The sequence below is a fragment of the Streptomyces shenzhenensis genome (genome assembly GCF_021462265.1).
Lineage (GTDB): Bacteria > Actinomycetota > Actinomycetes > Streptomycetales > Streptomycetaceae > Streptomyces > Streptomyces shenzhenensis.
This window is the reverse complement of the sequence record NZ_JAJONF010000022.1, coordinates 153,734-169,552: the sequence shown is the minus strand read 5'-3', so window position 1 is coordinate 169,552 and position 15,819 is coordinate 153,734. Positions and strand designations below refer to the sequence as shown.

At 71.6% G+C, this 15,819-nt stretch carries 16 protein-coding genes and 1 pseudogene; 6 read left to right on the top strand and 11 right to left on the bottom strand.

Annotated elements, in window-relative coordinates:
• On the top strand, positions 1-577 hold a 577-nt coding region (locus LQ326_RS26865), incomplete at its 5' end, for a PIG-L deacetylase family protein (RefSeq protein ID WP_234540448.1).
• Positions 578-595: 18 nt separating this feature from the next.
• On the opposite strand, the gene LQ326_RS26860 is transcribed toward LQ326_RS26865, so the two are convergent.
• On the bottom strand, positions 596-886 hold the full coding sequence (locus LQ326_RS26860) for a hypothetical protein (RefSeq protein WP_234540446.1): 291 nt from the start codon (positions 884-886) through the stop codon (positions 596-598).
• A gap of 294 nt (positions 887-1,180) precedes the next feature.
• Here LQ326_RS26860 and LQ326_RS26855 point away from each other — a divergent pair, with 294 nt between their 5' ends.
• Positions 1,181-1,861 (top strand): peroxiredoxin, encoded by a 681-nt coding sequence (locus LQ326_RS26855; RefSeq protein WP_234540444.1) that lies wholly within the window; start codon positions 1,181-1,183, stop codon positions 1,859-1,861.
• A gap of 14 nt (positions 1,862-1,875) precedes the next feature.
• On the opposite strand, the gene LQ326_RS26850 is transcribed toward LQ326_RS26855, so the two are convergent.
• The 5 genes and pseudogenes from LQ326_RS26850 to LQ326_RS26830 form a co-directional block, all read right to left on the bottom strand.
• A complete protein-coding gene (locus LQ326_RS26850; RefSeq protein ID WP_234540442.1) occupies positions 1,876-2,481 on the bottom strand; it encodes a class I SAM-dependent methyltransferase in 606 nt (201 codons plus the stop codon).
• A gap of 174 nt (positions 2,482-2,655) precedes the next feature.
• A complete protein-coding gene (locus LQ326_RS26845; protein ID WP_234540482.1) occupies positions 2,656-2,961 on the bottom strand; it encodes a three-helix bundle dimerization domain-containing protein in 306 nt (101 codons plus the stop codon).
• A 157-nt stretch (positions 2,962-3,118) separates the two neighbouring features.
• A pseudogene (locus LQ326_RS26840) lies at positions 3,119-3,274 on the bottom strand (hypothetical protein); the annotation flags it as partial.
• A 248-nt stretch (positions 3,275-3,522) separates the two neighbouring features.
• On the bottom strand, positions 3,523-5,010 hold the full coding sequence (locus LQ326_RS26835; RefSeq protein ID WP_234540441.1) for a sensor histidine kinase: 1,488 nt from the start codon (positions 5,008-5,010) through the stop codon (positions 3,523-3,525).
• The gene (locus tag LQ326_RS26830; protein WP_234540440.1) at positions 5,000-5,695 is read right to left on the bottom strand and encodes a response regulator transcription factor; all 696 of its coding nucleotides are present in this window, start codon (positions 5,693-5,695) and stop codon (positions 5,000-5,002) included. The genes LQ326_RS26835 and LQ326_RS26830 overlap by 11 nt, the downstream gene beginning before the upstream one ends.
• Positions 5,696-5,867: 172 nt before the next feature.
• On the opposite strand from LQ326_RS26830, the gene LQ326_RS26825 reads away from it, so the two are divergent.
• Positions 5,868-6,545 (top strand): DUF2202 domain-containing protein, encoded by a 678-nt coding sequence (locus LQ326_RS26825; protein WP_234540439.1) that lies wholly within the window; start codon positions 5,868-5,870, stop codon positions 6,543-6,545.
• A gap of 212 nt (positions 6,546-6,757) precedes the next feature.
• Here LQ326_RS26825 and LQ326_RS26820 read toward each other — a convergent pair whose 3' ends face one another.
• The 3 genes from LQ326_RS26820 to LQ326_RS26810 form a co-directional block, all read right to left on the bottom strand.
• Entirely contained in the window at positions 6,758-7,822 is a 1,065-nt protein-coding gene (locus LQ326_RS26820) for a bile acid:sodium symporter family protein (RefSeq protein WP_234540437.1), read from the bottom strand.
• 891 nt (positions 7,823-8,713) lie between these two features.
• A complete protein-coding gene (locus LQ326_RS26815) occupies positions 8,714-8,932 on the bottom strand; it encodes a hypothetical protein (RefSeq protein ID WP_234540435.1) in 219 nt (72 codons plus the stop codon).
• 319 nt (positions 8,933-9,251) lie between these two features.
• Positions 9,252-9,410, bottom strand: a complete 159-nt coding sequence (locus tag LQ326_RS26810; RefSeq protein ID WP_234540434.1) for a hypothetical protein — start codon at positions 9,408-9,410, stop codon at positions 9,252-9,254.
• Positions 9,411-10,098: 688 nt separating this feature from the next.
• On the opposite strand from LQ326_RS26810, the gene LQ326_RS26805 reads away from it, so the two are divergent.
• Positions 10,099-10,440 carry a hypothetical protein gene (locus LQ326_RS26805; RefSeq protein WP_234540433.1) on the top strand — a complete coding sequence of 114 codons (342 nt, stop codon included), beginning with the start codon at positions 10,099-10,101 and terminating at the stop codon, positions 10,438-10,440.
• 171 nt (positions 10,441-10,611) lie between these two features.
• On the opposite strand, the gene LQ326_RS26800 is transcribed toward LQ326_RS26805, so the two are convergent.
• Positions 10,612-10,908: a hypothetical protein gene (locus LQ326_RS26800; protein WP_234540431.1), complete on the bottom strand. Its 297-nt coding sequence runs from the start codon at positions 10,906-10,908 to the stop codon at positions 10,612-10,614.
• A gap of 24 nt (positions 10,909-10,932) precedes the next feature.
• The gene (locus tag LQ326_RS26795; protein WP_234540430.1) at positions 10,933-11,754 is read right to left on the bottom strand and encodes a TNT domain-containing protein; all 822 of its coding nucleotides are present in this window, start codon (positions 11,752-11,754) and stop codon (positions 10,933-10,935) included.
• 982 nt (positions 11,755-12,736) lie between these two features.
• On the opposite strand from LQ326_RS26795, the gene LQ326_RS26790 reads away from it, so the two are divergent.
• Both LQ326_RS26790 and LQ326_RS26785 read left to right on the top strand, forming a co-directional pair.
• Complete coding sequence (locus tag LQ326_RS26790) at positions 12,737-14,335, top strand: arabinofuranosidase catalytic domain-containing protein (RefSeq protein WP_234540429.1); 1,599 nt, start codon at positions 12,737-12,739, stop codon at positions 14,333-14,335.
• A 288-nt stretch (positions 14,336-14,623) separates the two neighbouring features.
• The gene (locus LQ326_RS26785; RefSeq protein ID WP_234540427.1) at positions 14,624-15,754 is read left to right on the top strand and encodes an SGNH/GDSL hydrolase family protein; all 1,131 of its coding nucleotides are present in this window, start codon (positions 14,624-14,626) and stop codon (positions 15,752-15,754) included.
• The last annotated feature ends 65 nt before the right edge of the window (positions 15,755-15,819 follow it).

The following is a 15,819-nucleotide window of genomic DNA, read 5'->3' as shown; positions in this document are numbered from 1 at the left end:
GCTCGCCCTGCTGGCCGACTCCGGTGTGCCCACGGCGGTGCTCTGCTTCACCCATGGCGAGTCGTCCACGCTGCACGGCCGGCCCGGCGACCTGCACACCGTGCGGGCGGACGAACTCGCCTGCGCGGCAAGGGAGCTGGGCGTCGAGCGCGTGGAACTGACCGGGCACCCGGACGGAGCCCTAGACGGCATCCCGGTGCCCCGGCTGGCCGCGGAGGTGACCCGCCTCATCGGCGAGCGGCGCCCCACCCACCTGCTGGTGTTCGACACGGGGGGTGTCACCGGGCACCGGGATCACCAACGGGCCACGAATGCCGCGCTGTTCGCCGCCCGCGGGGCGGGTGTCGCCGTCGTGGCGTGGACCCTGCCAAGGCACGTGGCGGGACGGCTGAACGACGAGTTCGGCACGTCCTTCCGCGGGCGGGATCCGGCCGGGTGCCGCGTCGTCGACCCGGTGCCGCGCGAGCGGCAGCGCCGTGCGATCGCCTGTCATGCCAGTCAGTCGTCGGACAACCCGGTGCTCTGGCGTCGTCTGGAACTTCTGGGCGACCGGGAGTACTTGCGTGTCCTGGAGTGACGCGAACACGCGCCTGAGTCAGGGTGAGGGGAATCCCGCACTCGTCGGCCCGACATGCTCGGTGCCGTGCTCGGCGAGGCCGGCGTGCAGGAGGAGCAGGCGGGCCAGGTCACGTGCCTCGCCGACGGTGAGTGCCGCCCACACGCCTGGTTCGCCGCCCTGGTCCCGGCCCACGTCGAGGGCGACCCGGCTGATGGGCCGCTCCGCGGGCGCGAGCCGTAGGCGCCGCACGGCGATCCTGCGCCCGCAAGTGGTCACGACGCAGTCGCCCTCGCTCGTCGGGGGCCGGGCACGTCCTGTCGTCGCCATCGTCCTCACACTCCTTCGCCGGGTTGGGTTGCGGTCCCCGGCGGGTGTTGCAGCGACAGCGGCGCCATCCGCGACCTGAATACCCGGAGGGGTATTGGTGACAGCGTCGCGCGAGGGCGCATTGTTCCCCTCGCGCGCAGGCGGTCGTTCTCCGGTGATGCGGGTAGCTCGGTGGAGTGCTGCGCAAGGGGCGAATGGGGAGTAATCAGGGCCGTCCGGCCCTCCATGCGCCTCGGGTCGCGTAAATACCGTGGGGGGTATTCGAATCCGTGATCGTCCGGGAGGAATGCCCCGATGACCGTCTCCGACCAGTCCCCGCCGACCCCGCCTGTCCACCCCCGCCTGCCACTCATCGGCGACCGGGCCCCGGACTTCGAGGCCGAATCCACCCATGGTCCGGTCCGGCTGTCCGACTACGCGGGCCGGTGGCTGGTGCTCTTCAGCCACCCGGCGGACTTCACCCCGGTGTGCACCACCGAGTTCGTCGCGTTCACCGAACTCGCCGACGAGTTCGCCGCCCGCAACACCGCCCTGCTCGGAAACTCCGTGGACTCCGTCCACAGCCACCTCGCCTGGGCCCGCGCGATCGAGGAGAAGCTCGGCGTGCGCATCCCGTTCCCGATCATCGCCGACCTGGACATGCGCGTCTCGCGCGCCTACGGCATGCTCCACCCGAACACCTCCGGGACCGCCGCCGTACGCGCCGTCTTCGTCATCGACCCGGAGCACACCGTCCGGGCGGTGCTGTACTACCCGATGAACGCCGGACGCATGATTCCCGAGATCCTGCGGCTCGTCGACGCCCTGCAGACCTCCGACCGCGACGGCGTCTCCTGCCCCGCCAACTGGCACCCGGGCGAGGACGTCGTGCTGGGCGCCCCGCGCACCCAGGCCGAACTGGAGGCCCGGCTGGCCGACGACAGCGTCAAGCTCACCGACTGGTACCTGGCGACGAAGCCCGGTACGGCGGCCTGACGCGCCGGCGGGGGTCATCTCCGTACGGCGCGGACGAGCGCGTCCAGAGCCGTGCGGCTGTCGCCCTCGGTGCCGGTCACCGGCCGGGTGACCGTCCCGGCCCGCAGGATCTCGGCGTAGGGCCGCCACAGGTCGGCGACCTGTTCGGCGCTGTACAGCACGCCTGGATCCCGCGGGCCGCCGTACCCGTGCTCGGGATTGGCCGCGTCATGGCCGACGAGCAGCAGGGTGCCGCCTGAGCGGACGGCGTCGGCGGCCCGGGCCAGCACCTGGGCCATCTGTGGCCACGGCAGGTGCAGATACGCGATCAACACCAGGCCGTACGTCGCCTCCGCGGGCTCCCAGAGCGTGAGATCGGCCTGCACGGTGTGCAGCCGCACGTCCCGTTCGGCCGCCAGCGTCCTGGCTTTCTCCAGAGCTACGGCGGAGAAGTCGACGGCGTCCACCTCCCAGCCCCGCTCCGCGAGCCACACCGCGTTGCGTCCCTCCCCGGCGGCGAGGTCCACCGCCCTTCCGGACGGCTTCAGGCCGGCCAGCTCCTCGGCGACGAAGCGGTTTGGGTCGGCCTTCCACACCAGTTCGCCGCCGCGGTAGCGCTCGTCCCAGCTCGCCGCGTCCATGTCCTGCGCCTCATTTCTCCGCGTGCGCGGAATCTTCGTCCGTGTCGGTGCCATCGTCCGGGTCCATGGTGTCGTCGCCTGCGAGCAGATAGGGATAGGGACAGCTGCTGGGGTCCGGAGCGATGCAGGCGTTGCAGGGGCGGGATCGGTCGACGACGCACTTCGGGGTCGGTTTCACGCCTCATCGCCTTTCTCGCCCAGGGCGGCGAGGCGTTCGGACAGCTGCCCCGAGGCGCGTTTGAAGGCCAGGACGGGAACGTAGTGCCGCACGCGCGCGTCGGCGAAGAACGCGAACGCCTCCTCCGCTGCCGTCGCCAGTGTCTCGGACGGGAGGTCCGGGAATCGGCGCGCGAGCCGCTCCTGGACGTCCTGGCGGGCGCGCTGCTCCGCCGCCGGTGTCGGTGGGCCGACCGGTCGGGTGTCGGGGCAGTGGCCGCCCGGCTGGACGGTCCGGTCGGTGATGATGGCGCGGGAGATCACCCTGCACTCCCTGACATGGGATTCGGGGTCCGGGGCACGCGAGCGTCAGGAACAGCTTCCCCGGTGCGGCCTCGCTCGGCGGCGGGACGTATCCCTGCTGTCGTTCGGTGAGGCACTGGCGAATGCCGTCCACCACTGTCCTGAAGCCCGCCCGCTCCGGGGCGTGGGAGGCCGTGGCCGACCGGGTGACGACCTCCTTGCGGTCGCGCCCCGCTTCGATCGTGGCGATGGCCGCGGCCGGTTGTCCCTGGGCCCGCCGCAGCAGATTGAGTGCCTCGGGCCACGAGTCCGCCTCCTGGTCGTCGATGTTCACCGGACACCTCCTCAGGGCCGGATTCCGAGAGCGTGTGCCGAGTCCCTACGTGTCCGGCGGCGTACTCGTCGGCCTCTCGTACGTCGACCACGAGCGCACTGTCGGGCCAGGTCGCCGCGAGTGCTTCCTGTCTCACTTCACGAGCCACTTCACTGCCTCCTCAAATACCCCAGGGGGTATCTTATGAGAGTGTGGTGGTGCGGAGGGGCGCGTCAAATACCCCATCGGCTATTTGACCGGGAGGTAACTCATCGCGGCGCGGTGGCGGAGTCCGGGGCGGGCTTGGATCCTTGTGGCGCGGGCCTGGGCAACCGGAGGGTCATCCGCGTTCCGCCGCCCGGTCCGGAGGCCGCGGTGACCGTGCCGCCGTGCGCGGTGACCAGCTCCTTGACGACGGCGAGGCCGATGCCGCTGCCGCCTGCGGAGCGGGCGCGGGCGCCGCGCCACAGACGGTCGAAGACGTGCGGCAGCTCGTCGGCGGGGATGCCTGGACCGGTGTCCGCCACCTCGACGAGTGCCTCGGTGAGCGTGGCGGACGTGGTGACGGTGACGGTGTCGCCGGGGCGGCAGTGGCGGGCGGTGTTGCTCAGCAGGTTGCCCAGGGCCTGATGCATCCGGTCGGCGTCCGCGCGGACCGCCAGCGGAACGGGGCTCGGCACGGTGCGCACGGTCAGTCCGGCGGTGCGCAGTTCGGGCTCCCGTTCGGCCACGGCGGCCTCGGCCAGGGCGGCCAGGTCCACCTCGGCCAGGTGCAGGGACAGCCGGGCCGACTCGGCCTCGGCCAGTTCCCCGAGGTCGTCGATGACGCGGCCCAGCCGCAGCGCCTGGTCGTGCAGGGAGGCGAGGCGGTCCGGGGTCGGCTCGGTGTAGCCGTCGCGCAGTTCCTCCAGCCCCGCACGCAGGGAGGTCAGGGGCGTGCGCAGCTCGTGGGCGACGTCCGCGGCGAGCCGGTGGCGGGCCTGTTCGGCGCGGCCGACGTCATCGGCCATGGCGTCGAAGGCGTGGGCGAGTTCGCCGAGTTCGCCGGGTGCGTCGATGCGGGCCCGTGCGGCGCGGTCCCCTGCGGCCAGCGCACGCGCGGTCGCCGCGACCCGGACGACCGGAGCCGTCAGGCGCCGGGTGACGAACCAGCTCACGCCCAGCGCCAGGGCCAGCGCGCCGACGGCGGACGCGGCCACCCAGCCCCAGGCGACGGACAGGCCGGCCGACCCGGAGCCGGCCGAGAAGACCAGGTGTACGGAGCCGACGGTGCGGCCGTCGGCCACCACGGCCGCGCTCGCGCCGGGCCCGGAGCCCATGCCCTGCCCGTGGTGCCCCGGGCCCGAACCGGGCATGCCGTGCTCGTCCTCGGTCCCGGAGCCGGTCCCGGAGCCGGTCCCGGAGCCGGTCCCGGAGCCGGTCCCCGAGCCACCGGAGACCGTCTCGCCGTCCGCGTTCCGAACCGTGAGCTGCGCCCCGGCACCGGAAGCAAGGGACCGCGCCGCGGACAGGTCGGCCGACGCCCAGCCGCCCGCCGGTCGGTAGGCGTCGGCGGCTGCCGCTGCCACCCGGTCTGCGGCGCGCTGCCGGTCGGCCTGGTGGGCGCTGCTGAGCCCGCGGTCGGTGCCGATGAGCGCCGCGACCGTCAGCAGGGCCACGGACGCCAGCGCCACCACGGCGAACGCGGCGAACAGGCGTCGCCCGAGCGGGCCGAGCCCGCCGGACGGCCGGACAGCCGGGCGTGGCTCACGGGTCACGGGACCACCCCAGCCGGTAGCCCACGCCCAGCACCGTCTCCACCAGTTCCGGGCGCACGCCGCCGAGCTTGTGCCGCAGGTTCTTCACATGCGAGTCGATCGTCCGCTCGTATCCGGCGAACTCGTAGCCGCGCACCCGATTGACCAGCTCGTAGCGCGAGTACACCCGGCCCGGAATCGACGCGAGCGTGGTCAGCAGCCCCCACTCGGTGGGCGTCAGCTCCACCGGCGCCCCGTCGAGGATCACCTCGTGCCGGGCCTCGTCGATGCGTAGCCGCCCTTCGCCGTACGACTGGACCGGTGCCGCCCCGGCCGCCGTACCCCGGGCCCGCTGAAGGACCGCTCCCACTCTGAGCACCACCTCGGTGGGGCTGAAGGGCTTGGTCACATAGTCGTCGGCGCCCAGCCGCAGCCCGTGGATGCGGTCCTCCACGGTCGTACGCGCGGTCAGTACCACCACCGGCACCCGCCCGCGCTCGCGGGCCTCGCGCAGCACCTCGTCCCCGTCCACGTCCGGAAGCCCGAGATCGAGCACCGCCAGATCGACGCCCCGCTCGCCGAGCAGTCGTACGGCCTCGGCGCCCGACCCGGTCGTCAGCACCCCGTACCCGGCGCGCTCCAGATAGCGGCGCAGCAGTTCGCGGATCTCCCTCTCGTCCTCGACGACGAGCACGGTGGTGGCCATGTCCCACATCTACCCGTCACACGCGCGCTCCCGGGAGGGCCGAACGGCCCCGACCCGCCCGGCGGCCGTCTCCATCCCGTCTCCACACGCGGCGCACGGCGACTGCAGGGCCCGGCGCGACGGTGACGGTGCGGGAACGGAAGACGCTCCCGCGGACCCGAGGAGGTTCGCCATGAGGCGCAACATCAAGATCGCCACCGCGGTCACCGCGGGCGTGCTCGCCATCGGCGGCGTGCTGACCAGCGGTGCGGTGGCGGCCAGCACCGACGGCACCCCGACGCCGGAACCCACCGTGCGGCAGCAGATGACGACAGGCCGTCAGTACCACACCGAACGGCACGTCGACGGCAGGCACGACGCCCGCCGCGACGGGAGCTGCACCAGCTACACCGCCCTGGCCTCGCAAGGCACCCTGACGGCCGCCCAGAAGGCCACGCTGGCGAGCATGGCCGAGGAGGAGAAGCTCGCGCACGACCTCTACACGGCGTTCGCCGCACGCTACGACGTGCGGGTCTTCGAGCGGATCGCGGCGGCCGAGACCACCCACCTGACGGCCGTGCGCACCCTGCTGGACCGCTACGACATCACCGACCCGACCGCCGGCAAGCCGGCCGGTGAGTTCACCGACCCGGCCGTCCAGGCCACCTACGACCGGCTGCTCAAGCAGGGTGAGGACAGCATGTCCGGAGCCCTGAAGGCGGGCCGTACGGTCGAGACCGACGACATCGCCGCGCTGACCAAGGCGCTGTCCGGGCTCACGGCTCCGGACGCCCGTCAGGTGTACACCAACCTGCTGGCCGCCTCGCAGCGGCACCAGACGGCCTTCGAGCACTGGATCGCCGCTGAATAGCCGGGTGATCTCTGGTCCGTATGCGTGGGGTTCAGACCAGGTCGTCCGGCTGGTTGCGGTCGGCGCGTCCGTCGCGCGTCGTCGGAATTCGTTTCCGCAGGTGCCCTCGGCGACGCGGTCGACGGCAGCCCGCCGGGGCATGTCACGCTCCTGGTCACGCGACGCCAGGCCCAGCCCGCTGCCGACGGGACGGACGCCTCGGTAGCGGTCGGTCAGGGTGCCGCGTCGGAAGGCGACGGCGATGTCGTCGTCGGTGAGGCCGGGGCCGCCATGGCGCGGTGGGCCGCGACCTTTTGAATCAGGCCGTATGCCAGGGTTGTCATAAGCAGTCCCGGTTCGGTGGACACCGTGGTGACCGCGAGTACGGAACTGATGCTGACGTTGTTCATACCGCAGGCGAGGGTCACTGTGGCGGCGGCTTCGCCGGGGAGCCGGACCCAGCGGGCTGTCCAGCGGCCGATCTGGAAAGCGAGCAGACATGCCGCACAGGCGCTGGTGACTGCCACAAGCAGCGACGGCACAGAGGAGATACGGACGAGCGAGGCGGCCGCGGAGGCGTTCACATAAGTCAGCGCGAGAACGCCCAGCATCGCGGCAAGGGGGGACAGGCCGTCGGCCCAGTCGCGTACGCGAGGACGGCTGAGCCGCCTGCACAGAAGTCCGGCGGCACAGGGGAGGGCCACGGTGGCGGTCAGGAGGTCACGGGTGCTTCCAGGCGTACCGGCTGCGAGGAACGGGTGGTGGGTTCCGAACGCACCGGTGTGGTTGAGGATGCTGAAGGTGATCGGCAGGGTCAGCGGACTGAGCAACGCGGAGATCACGATGATGCTGATCATGGCTGATCCGTCGCCCCTGCCTCTGCTGATCCATACGGTTGCCCCGGCGGCGACAGGAGCCGTGGTGACCAGGGCGAGCGCCGTCGGCACGAAATCCGCAGCGCCGGTCGTGCCGGTCAGAGCCAGAGCGGCCGCAGCGGCGGGTGCGAGGATGAAAGGCGTCACCAAGTGCGCGGCCAGTCCAGCGACAAGCACCGTGGGGCGCCGTAGGCTGATGGCCATTTTCTGTAGGGGCACTTGATAGGACGCCGCGAAGAGGATGCTGATGAGCAGTGCCGTTGGCGCACCGATTCGGGTGCCACAGAGGTGCAGGGTGTTGTGGCGAACCGCGTTCCCGGCTCCAGGAACGATGAAGGCGGCGGCGTAGCACACGAAGGAGGCGCGTCCGAGTCGTCTGTTGAGCCAGTCGGCGATGCGCGGCAGGACGGGGTGCAGTGGCATGGTGGTTTCCTGGCTCGGATGGCGGCAACGGCTCGCCGGAGGCGCGCGGACACGAAAGCGAGCGCACGGCGGTGAGGCGCGACACCGTCGCTGGTGGAAGTACGAAGGAGCGCTGGCGGACCGTCGTGGGCGTCGACCAGTGATGCGCTGGATGAGCGGTTGGCCTGGATGAAAAGCGGGAGAGATCCACGGCCGGTACCCCGGGTGGTGGGGCGGACGCCGCCCAACAGAGGCTTTCGCCTCGGCGATCTACGTTTGCAGTCAGTTGTGTCGTGCCGTCGGAAGCCCTCCGCCGAGGGCGAAGCGCGTGGGTGTCGGAGACCGGGCGGCAGCCGTCGTCCGCACCGCGGCCGAGCAAGGGGAACCGGGGTGCGGCACCTGAGTGTCTGTGCCCATAGGCGCGTAAGGCTCGGCGGCGGGAGGCGCAGTCCGGGAACACGACACGGCGGCAGCAGTTCCCACTTGCTGTGGCGGGACATCGCCGAAGAGGGCTGCAGAGGCCAGAGTTCGCTGACCGGGATGTGGGGCGGAGCCCACGAGGCGGCGCATCGCCGGGCAGTCGCCGACGGCAGCGATCAAACCGGCGTATGCAGCGAACAAGGATCATTTCTGCATCAATCGATAATCACGCACTATTGCTGCTCTTTCTTCGCGAATGCCGGTGTCGACGTTATAGGCGTGAACTCGCTCATGCGTGCAGGACGTGTCCGAGCGGTGGCCGCGGCCTGGCGACTGCCCCGCCGGAAAGTGGCGTCACAGTTGTGCCGGCCGCCCGCATGGCACTCGGCTGTGCGGCAGCGTGAAGGGTGGTCTCTGCTTCCCGTTCGGTGACGCGCCCTGCCCGGGCGCTGATACGGGTCGGGGTATGCGGTCCAAGGTGGTGGTTGGCCGTCAGTCCGATCTCGGTGCGGGCTCCGCTGCCCCTCCCCGGCCCGGCGGATACGACGCGTCGTCGTCTGGGCGCGGACGCCGAGGGGCGATCAGGTGGACGTGTGCGCTGCTGAGCTCGATCAAGGAGACGTAGTCGTCCAGGCGCAGGCCGAGGAAGTGATTGGCGTGGTCGATGCGCAGGGCCTCGATCCAGGGCCGCCCGGCGGCGTAGGCGAGCACGATGCAGGCGAAGAGCCGTCCCGGAGGAGCTGCGGGTGGTGGCGGTCCAGCCACAGCGGCAGCGCCATGACGCCCAGTCCCACAACGACTCGTAGAGGAACGACGGGCGGTACAGGCTGACTGTGGGCCTGTCGGCGGGGCGGTGGCCGGGGTCGATCTGCAGGGCCCAGGGCAGGTAGGTGGGGGCGGCCCCACAGCTGCTGGTTCACGTAGTCACCCCAGCGGTTCGCCTCGCCGGGGTGGCGCGGCGGGACGCGTGTCTGCTCGCCGAGGCTGTCAACCGGCTTCAGCGTGCGCTGCGCCCCCGATCCGCACCGACTCACCGTGGGACGCCCTCCCCACGGCGCAGGTCGAACTGCTCCAGGTACTCGGCGAGCAGTCGCCCCGTCCGGATCAGCGACCTCGCCGCCGGTCGGCGCCTGGCGCCGAGCACGGTCGGCGGGCTCTCCGGCCAGACGATCGGCGCCGGGCTGGTCACCCGCGATGTCGACGCCGCCGACGACCGGGCCTCCGTCGTTGCGCTTGACGACACCGGCCGCGAGAAGCTCGCCGCCTGGATCACTGCCCGTCGAGCGCGTTACCGACGCCGCCCTGGACGACAGTTCCCGGGCGACCGGTCGGGGACGCTCTGCCCGCTCTGTTCCAACTTGCTGAGCACCTCGGCGAGTCAGCCGCTGACACCAAGCCGGAGTGACCCCGCCACGGCCCACCCGGTGGCATTTCGGAGGAGGCGGGATCATCGTGGGCTCGAAAGCCCCCGGTGGTGGGCGGGCCGGCCGAAACCGAAACGCGCCGGCCAGGTCGAAGTAGGCGTCGATCACGCTGATTCGGCGTTCCCGGTGACGTGCGAGTCGGCGGAAGGCGTCTGTCGAGCGAGGGTACGGTCGATGTTCCAGACCGCCCTGGCGGGACCCCGTAACCGTCTGTCATACCCGGTGTGTGCCACGGTCTCGGGTCGCGGCCCGGAACCAGCCGACCTAGCCTGTCAGAGAGAGGCCCACACGCGCCATGACCCACTGTCGTATGCGATAGATGCGGCAGATGGCGATGAACGGGCAGAAGTCCACCCTCCGGCGCATGGGTCCGGTACCAGTGGCAACTGGCCAGTCTGCCGAGCCGGTTACGGCATGTGACCGACGACTCACTTCCCGGCCGAGGAGGAAGTCATGCACGCGAAGCGGCTGAGTGTTCTTCTCACAACCTCGTTTGCTGTCGCCGTACTTCTGCTACCGCTGTCCGCGGCGGCGCATGCGCAGGCATTCGCGGCGCCGTCGGCCCCGGAGGCGGTGGCCCAGCCCGCCTCGGCGAGGATCACCCCCTACGACCAGGGCTACAAAGACGGATACCGGGACGGTTTGGTGTACGCCCGCGACTGCGTCCGTGGCGACACTCGTGGACGGAGCGGTAAGCCGGGGGCGTCCGCCGAGTACAACCGTGGCTATGTCGCCGGCATCGTCGCGGCCTACCGCTCCGTCCATCGGACTCACTGCGGATTCGGGCCTCGCTGACGGGGACGCTGTCATGTGCGGCATGAGAGGGGTCCCGTCATCCTCGACGTCGTGAGTTCGCTTCGCCTCTCCGGCCGGCTCGGCCTGCCCGGAGGGTGGGCAGAGACGGCCGGAGTCGACTTCGGCCGCCGGGGGCCGCGGGCGCTTGCTCCACGCGGCGCGCAAGTGATGTCAGGAACGTGGCAGCCGCGCCCGTTCCTCGGGAGTCAGCGGCACGGACGGCGGCCCCGGGGCGGTCAGCCGGGCGTACAGGCTCCGGCACGCCCGGTCCTCGTCGTCGAACCGCTCCAGGACGGTCCGGACACCGCGCTGTCGCACGCCCACGACCCAGGCGCCGTCGTCCTCCTCCAGGTAGAGGCGGTCCTCCGGCCGGGGCGTGCCGGGCGGCACGGGGCAGCCGGCGATCTCGTACAGCCCGGCGGGGACCCGGGCCGCTCGCAGTGCTTCGTGCAGTTCGTGCCGATCCATGCCCCGGCCCCTCTCCCGTCGGTGTCAGTTGGCGCGTTCCAGGTTGCCGCTGCCGAGCAGGTCACTCACCGTGGCACCGGTCTTCACATTCGGACAGTAGGTCGCCTGCGCCCTGACCGAGGTCACGTACTGCACGCCCTGACCGGGCTGCTCGAAGCCGGGGGCGGCCGGGCCCGCGCAGACCAGAGTCGGCTTCTTCACCCGGTACAGGTGATAGTCGTACGGGTATCGCGGGTCCTGGGTGTTGAGGGCCGACGGCGGAATGGACCGCTCCCCGTACGAGGCTCCGGCCGGTGAGAGGAACTTGCCGAACTCGTTGCCGAAGCGGTCCACCAGTTGGCCGACCGGCAGGGTGTACTCGGCCGCGATGGGCTCGCCCTGGGGGGTGTGGTCGAAGCCGTCGTCCGGGAGCAACGAGAACTTCCAGTCGCCCTGGCCGTGGTCCGCGTTCGGGTTCCACCACTTGTTCAGGAACTCCACCGGCGTCAGGTTGCCGAACCGGTCGTAGCCGGCGAGGATCCGGCCGAGGACGCCCGTGGTGGGCAGCTTGGCCGGGCCGAACCGCCAGTCGTTGCACACGAAGGGCGTGTGCGCGAACGGGTAGGGCGACGGCACCAGCCCGAGGCAGCGCGGCTGCTCGTCCTGCAGCCTCGGCGCGCTCTGCGGCGGCCGCGCCGTGTCCGTGCCGGTCGCCGGAGGGGCGACCGGCGGGTGTCTGTGCGTCACGGGCCGGCCGGGGGGCCCGTCCCCCGTGTCCGCGGCCGCGGACACGGGGGTGCCGAGCAGCATGCAGCCGCTGAGCCCGACTGTCGCGACGAGGGCCGCGCTCCATTGACGGAACGTCACTGATACCTCCGCAAGGTTCGTTCCGAGGGATCGGAAAGTCATGAATCATCACAGAGGGTCGTCGCGGGGGGCGGCAATCCGAACAGGGCCGAACGGCGCAGTCGCGTCGACCGGGCCGAGCACGGACCGGCCCGGGGCCGTCCGGTGCCGCGGTCTCGCCCACCCCGTGTCGGCCGCGCCGCTCGACGCACGCATCGAGCAGGAGGCCGAGGCCCAGGACGATGTCGTACGTCACCGACCGGTGGTCGGCGGAGCGCACGGTCAGGACGCCACCGGCACGATCCGCGGCGCAGCACGAACCGCGCCGGGCGGTCGCCGGCGTGCCGCTCCGCGGCGCGCAACCGCTCAGTGACGCGCAACCGCTCCCTGACGCGCCGCCCGCATTGACCGCGATGCGCCGACCCGTGCCCGCCGGCCGGCAGGCACGGCGGGAACGGCACCGGGCCGCCGGCAGCGGCGTGCGTTCCGGTTCTCACCGCGTACTGGAGAGTGCCGGGCGAATCGGTTCGACGCAAGCGCTTCGACGGGACCGTTGTGACCGGCGGTGCGCGGGGCCGACGGCGGACCGCGAGGCGACAGCGGCGCCGGCGCGCGGACCGCGGTCCGGCCACCTGGGACAGGGCCGTTGAACAGTCGCGACGAGGCCGGTCCGTTCGGCCACGTCCCTGTTCAACGGCAGGAGGGTGGAGCATCGGGAGAAGCCGGTCCCGGCGCCGGGTACCCCCGACCCTGCCGCGGCGTCCGCGCGGCGGGTGGCCGCGGAGCCGTCCGGATGCCGCCGCACCGCAACTTTTCGAGCACTCCGAGAGCTTGCGCACCGCAGGAATCAGGAGTCGAATCGGTTCCGCTGCAAGGTTCACAACGGGGGCTCCGCGCTCTCTCTGCAATCCCAGTGCACCAACGGAACGTTCACGCGCTTCGGCATGTACCGGCGCCGCCACCACCATCCGAACGGGCCGCGCCGGAACGGTAGGGAGATCAGATGGGAACCACACGCAACAGACGCCGCCTGCTGTCCGGAAGGGGTGGCATCGAGCGGTTACTCGCGGCGGTGCGACACCGTGGCAGTCCGGACCGTCGTCCGGCCCGGACCGACGGAGCGCCGCGGGCGCGCTCCGCCCGCTCCCGGTGGAAGACGTTCGCACGGGCGGGGGCCGCGGCCGCGCTCGTCGCCGGAGTCCTGGCCGGTGCCACGGCCACGGCGGGCACGGCCACGGCCGCCACGTCCGGGCCGTGCGACATCTACGCGTCAGGCGGTACGCCCTGCGTGGCGGCGCACAGCACCACGCGAGCGTTGTACGCCTCGTACAACGGGCCGCTGTACCAGGTCCGGCGCGCCTCGGACAACACCACCCGGAACATCGGCGTGCTGAGCGCGGGCGGGTACGCCGACGCCGCCGCGCAGGACTCGTTCTGCTCGGGGACGACCTGCCTGATCACGGTCGTCTACGACCAGTCGGGACGCGGCAACGACCTCACCCAGGCGCCCGGCGGCGGCGCGGCGGGCGGCCCCGACAACCTCGCGAACGCGACCGCCGCACCCACCACGGTGGGCGGTCACAAGGCGTACGGCGTCTTCGTGGCACCCGGCACGGGCTACCGCAACAACCACACCAACGGCATCGCCACCGGGGACAACCCCGAGGGCATGTACGCGATCTTCGACGGCACGCACTACAACGGCGGCTGCTGCTTCGACTACGGCAACGCCGAGACGGACAGCAACGACGACGGCAACGGCACCATGGAGGCCATCTACTTCGGCAACATCAAGGTCTGGGGCTACGGCAGCGGCAACGGCCCGTGGATCATGGCGGACCTGGAGAACGGCCTGTACTCGGGAGTCAACGCGGGCTACAACGCGGGCGACCCGACCGTCAACTACCGCTACACGACCGCCATCATCAAGGGCGGCCCGAACCACTGGGCGATCCGTGGCGGCAACGCGCAGTCCGGTGGCCTGTCCACCTTCTACGACGGAGTGCGTCCCAACGTCGCGGGCTACAACCCGATGCGGAAGCAGGGTGCCATCATCCTGGGCACCGGCGGGGACAACAGCAAGGGTGCCCAGGGCACCTTCTACGAGGGCGTGATGACCTCCGGCTACCCGTCGGACGCCACCGAGAACGCGGTTCAGGCCAACATCACAGCGGCCGGATACAGCAACGCCTCCTCCGGCGGGACGAGCACCGGCGCGCTGCACGCGGTGGGCGCGGGCAAGTGCCTGGACGTGCCGAACTCGTCGACCACGGCCGGCACACAACTGCAGATCTGGGACTGCAGCGGCGGCGCCAACCAGACCTGGACCCGTACGTCCTCCAACCAGCTGACCGTCTACAGCGGCAGCAGCCAGATGTGCCTGGACGCGTACAACAACCAGACGTCCGCCGGTACCAAGGTGGTGACCTGGCCGTGCAACGGCGGTGCCAACCAGCAATGGCAGGTGAACTCCGACGGCACCGTCACCGGCACCCAGTCCGGGCTCTGCCTCGACGTCACCGGTGCCTCGACGGCCAACGGCGCCCTGGCGGAACTCTGGCCGTGCAACGGGGGCTCCAACCAGCAGTGGAGTCTCAGCTGACCTGAAGGCTGCCGCCCGTGGCCGGCACACCGCCGGCCACGGACCAGTCGCCACCGGCCACGGACCGCGGCCGGCGCTCCGTGGCCGCCGCCGCCCGCTCGTAAGCCCTCCAGAAACCCGGATCGGCGGGCTGTGCCCGGAGCCCATGGCGGCGGCAGCACCCCGGCGGGCGGCCCGATCGACGGCCCTGCCGCAACACGGCCGCGGCAACCAGGACTTCGTCCCGCGCCGACCGGCTCGCGTGCTCGTTCACCCCCACCCACTGTCCCGCACCAGTGAGGAACGCCCATGAAGAAGTGCTCGGTCTTTCCGGCCGTCGCCCTGGCGGCCGCTCTCGGCGTCGGCACCGCGTTACCCGCGGCGGCCGCCACCGGCACCGGGTCGCCGCCCCCCGCCGTACGAGCCGCCGCCGCACCGACCGCGCTGCGGCTGATGCCGTTGGGCGACTCGATCACCTGGGGCGTCGGCAGCCCCTCCGGGAACAGCTACCGGGGCTTTCTGTGGGACCAGTTGACCGCCGAGGGGCACGCCCTGGACTTCGTCGGCTCGGGCCGCAACGGCACCATGTCCGACCCGGACAACGAAGGCCACTCCGGCTGGCGGATCGACCAGATAGCCGGCATCGCGGACTCCGTGCTGACCGGTTACCGCCCGAACGTGGTCACCCTGGAGATCGGCACCAACGACCTGAACGGCAACTACCAGGTCCCGACCGCCCCGGACCGGCTCCGTGCGCTCCTCGACCAGATCACCCGCGACGCCCCCCAGGCGACCGTCCTCGTCGGTACCGTGATCGTCTCCACGAGCGGCACCGAGGAGGCCAACCGGCCCGCGTTCAACGCCCGGCTCCCCGGAATCGTCCAGGCCGAGCAGGCCGCGGGCAAACACGTACGCCTGGTGGACATGAGCGCGCTGACCAGCGTGGACCTGGCCGACTCCCTGCACCCCAACGACAACGGCTACCGCAAGATGGCGGATGCGTTCAACGCGGGGGTGCAGGCCGCGGACGCGGCAGGCTGGATCGCACCGCCGGCTTCGGCGGGCGGCCAGGTCCGCTCCGGAATCGCCGGGAAGTGCCTGGACGTGAGCGGCGGCAGCAGTGCCGACGGGACCGCCGCGGACATCGCGGCCTGCAACGGCTCCGACGCGCAGGCCTGGTCCGCGCCCTCCGACGGCACCCTGCGGGCGCTCGGCAAGTGCCTCGACGCGACCGGCCGCGGCACCGCCAACGGAACGAAGATCGAGATCTGGGGCTGCAACGGCGGCAGCAACCAGCAGTGGCAGGCGTACAACGGCGGTTACCGCAACCCCGCCTCCGGCCGCTGTCTCGACGACCCGGGGTCGTCCGCCACCGACGGAACGCAGCTGGTCCTGTGGGACTGCAACGGCGGTGCCAACCAGCAGTGGACCGCGCTGTAGGCCACGTCCGCCCTGTGACCCTGCCCCACCACGGCACCGACTCCGAGCCGGTGTCTCCCACCCCC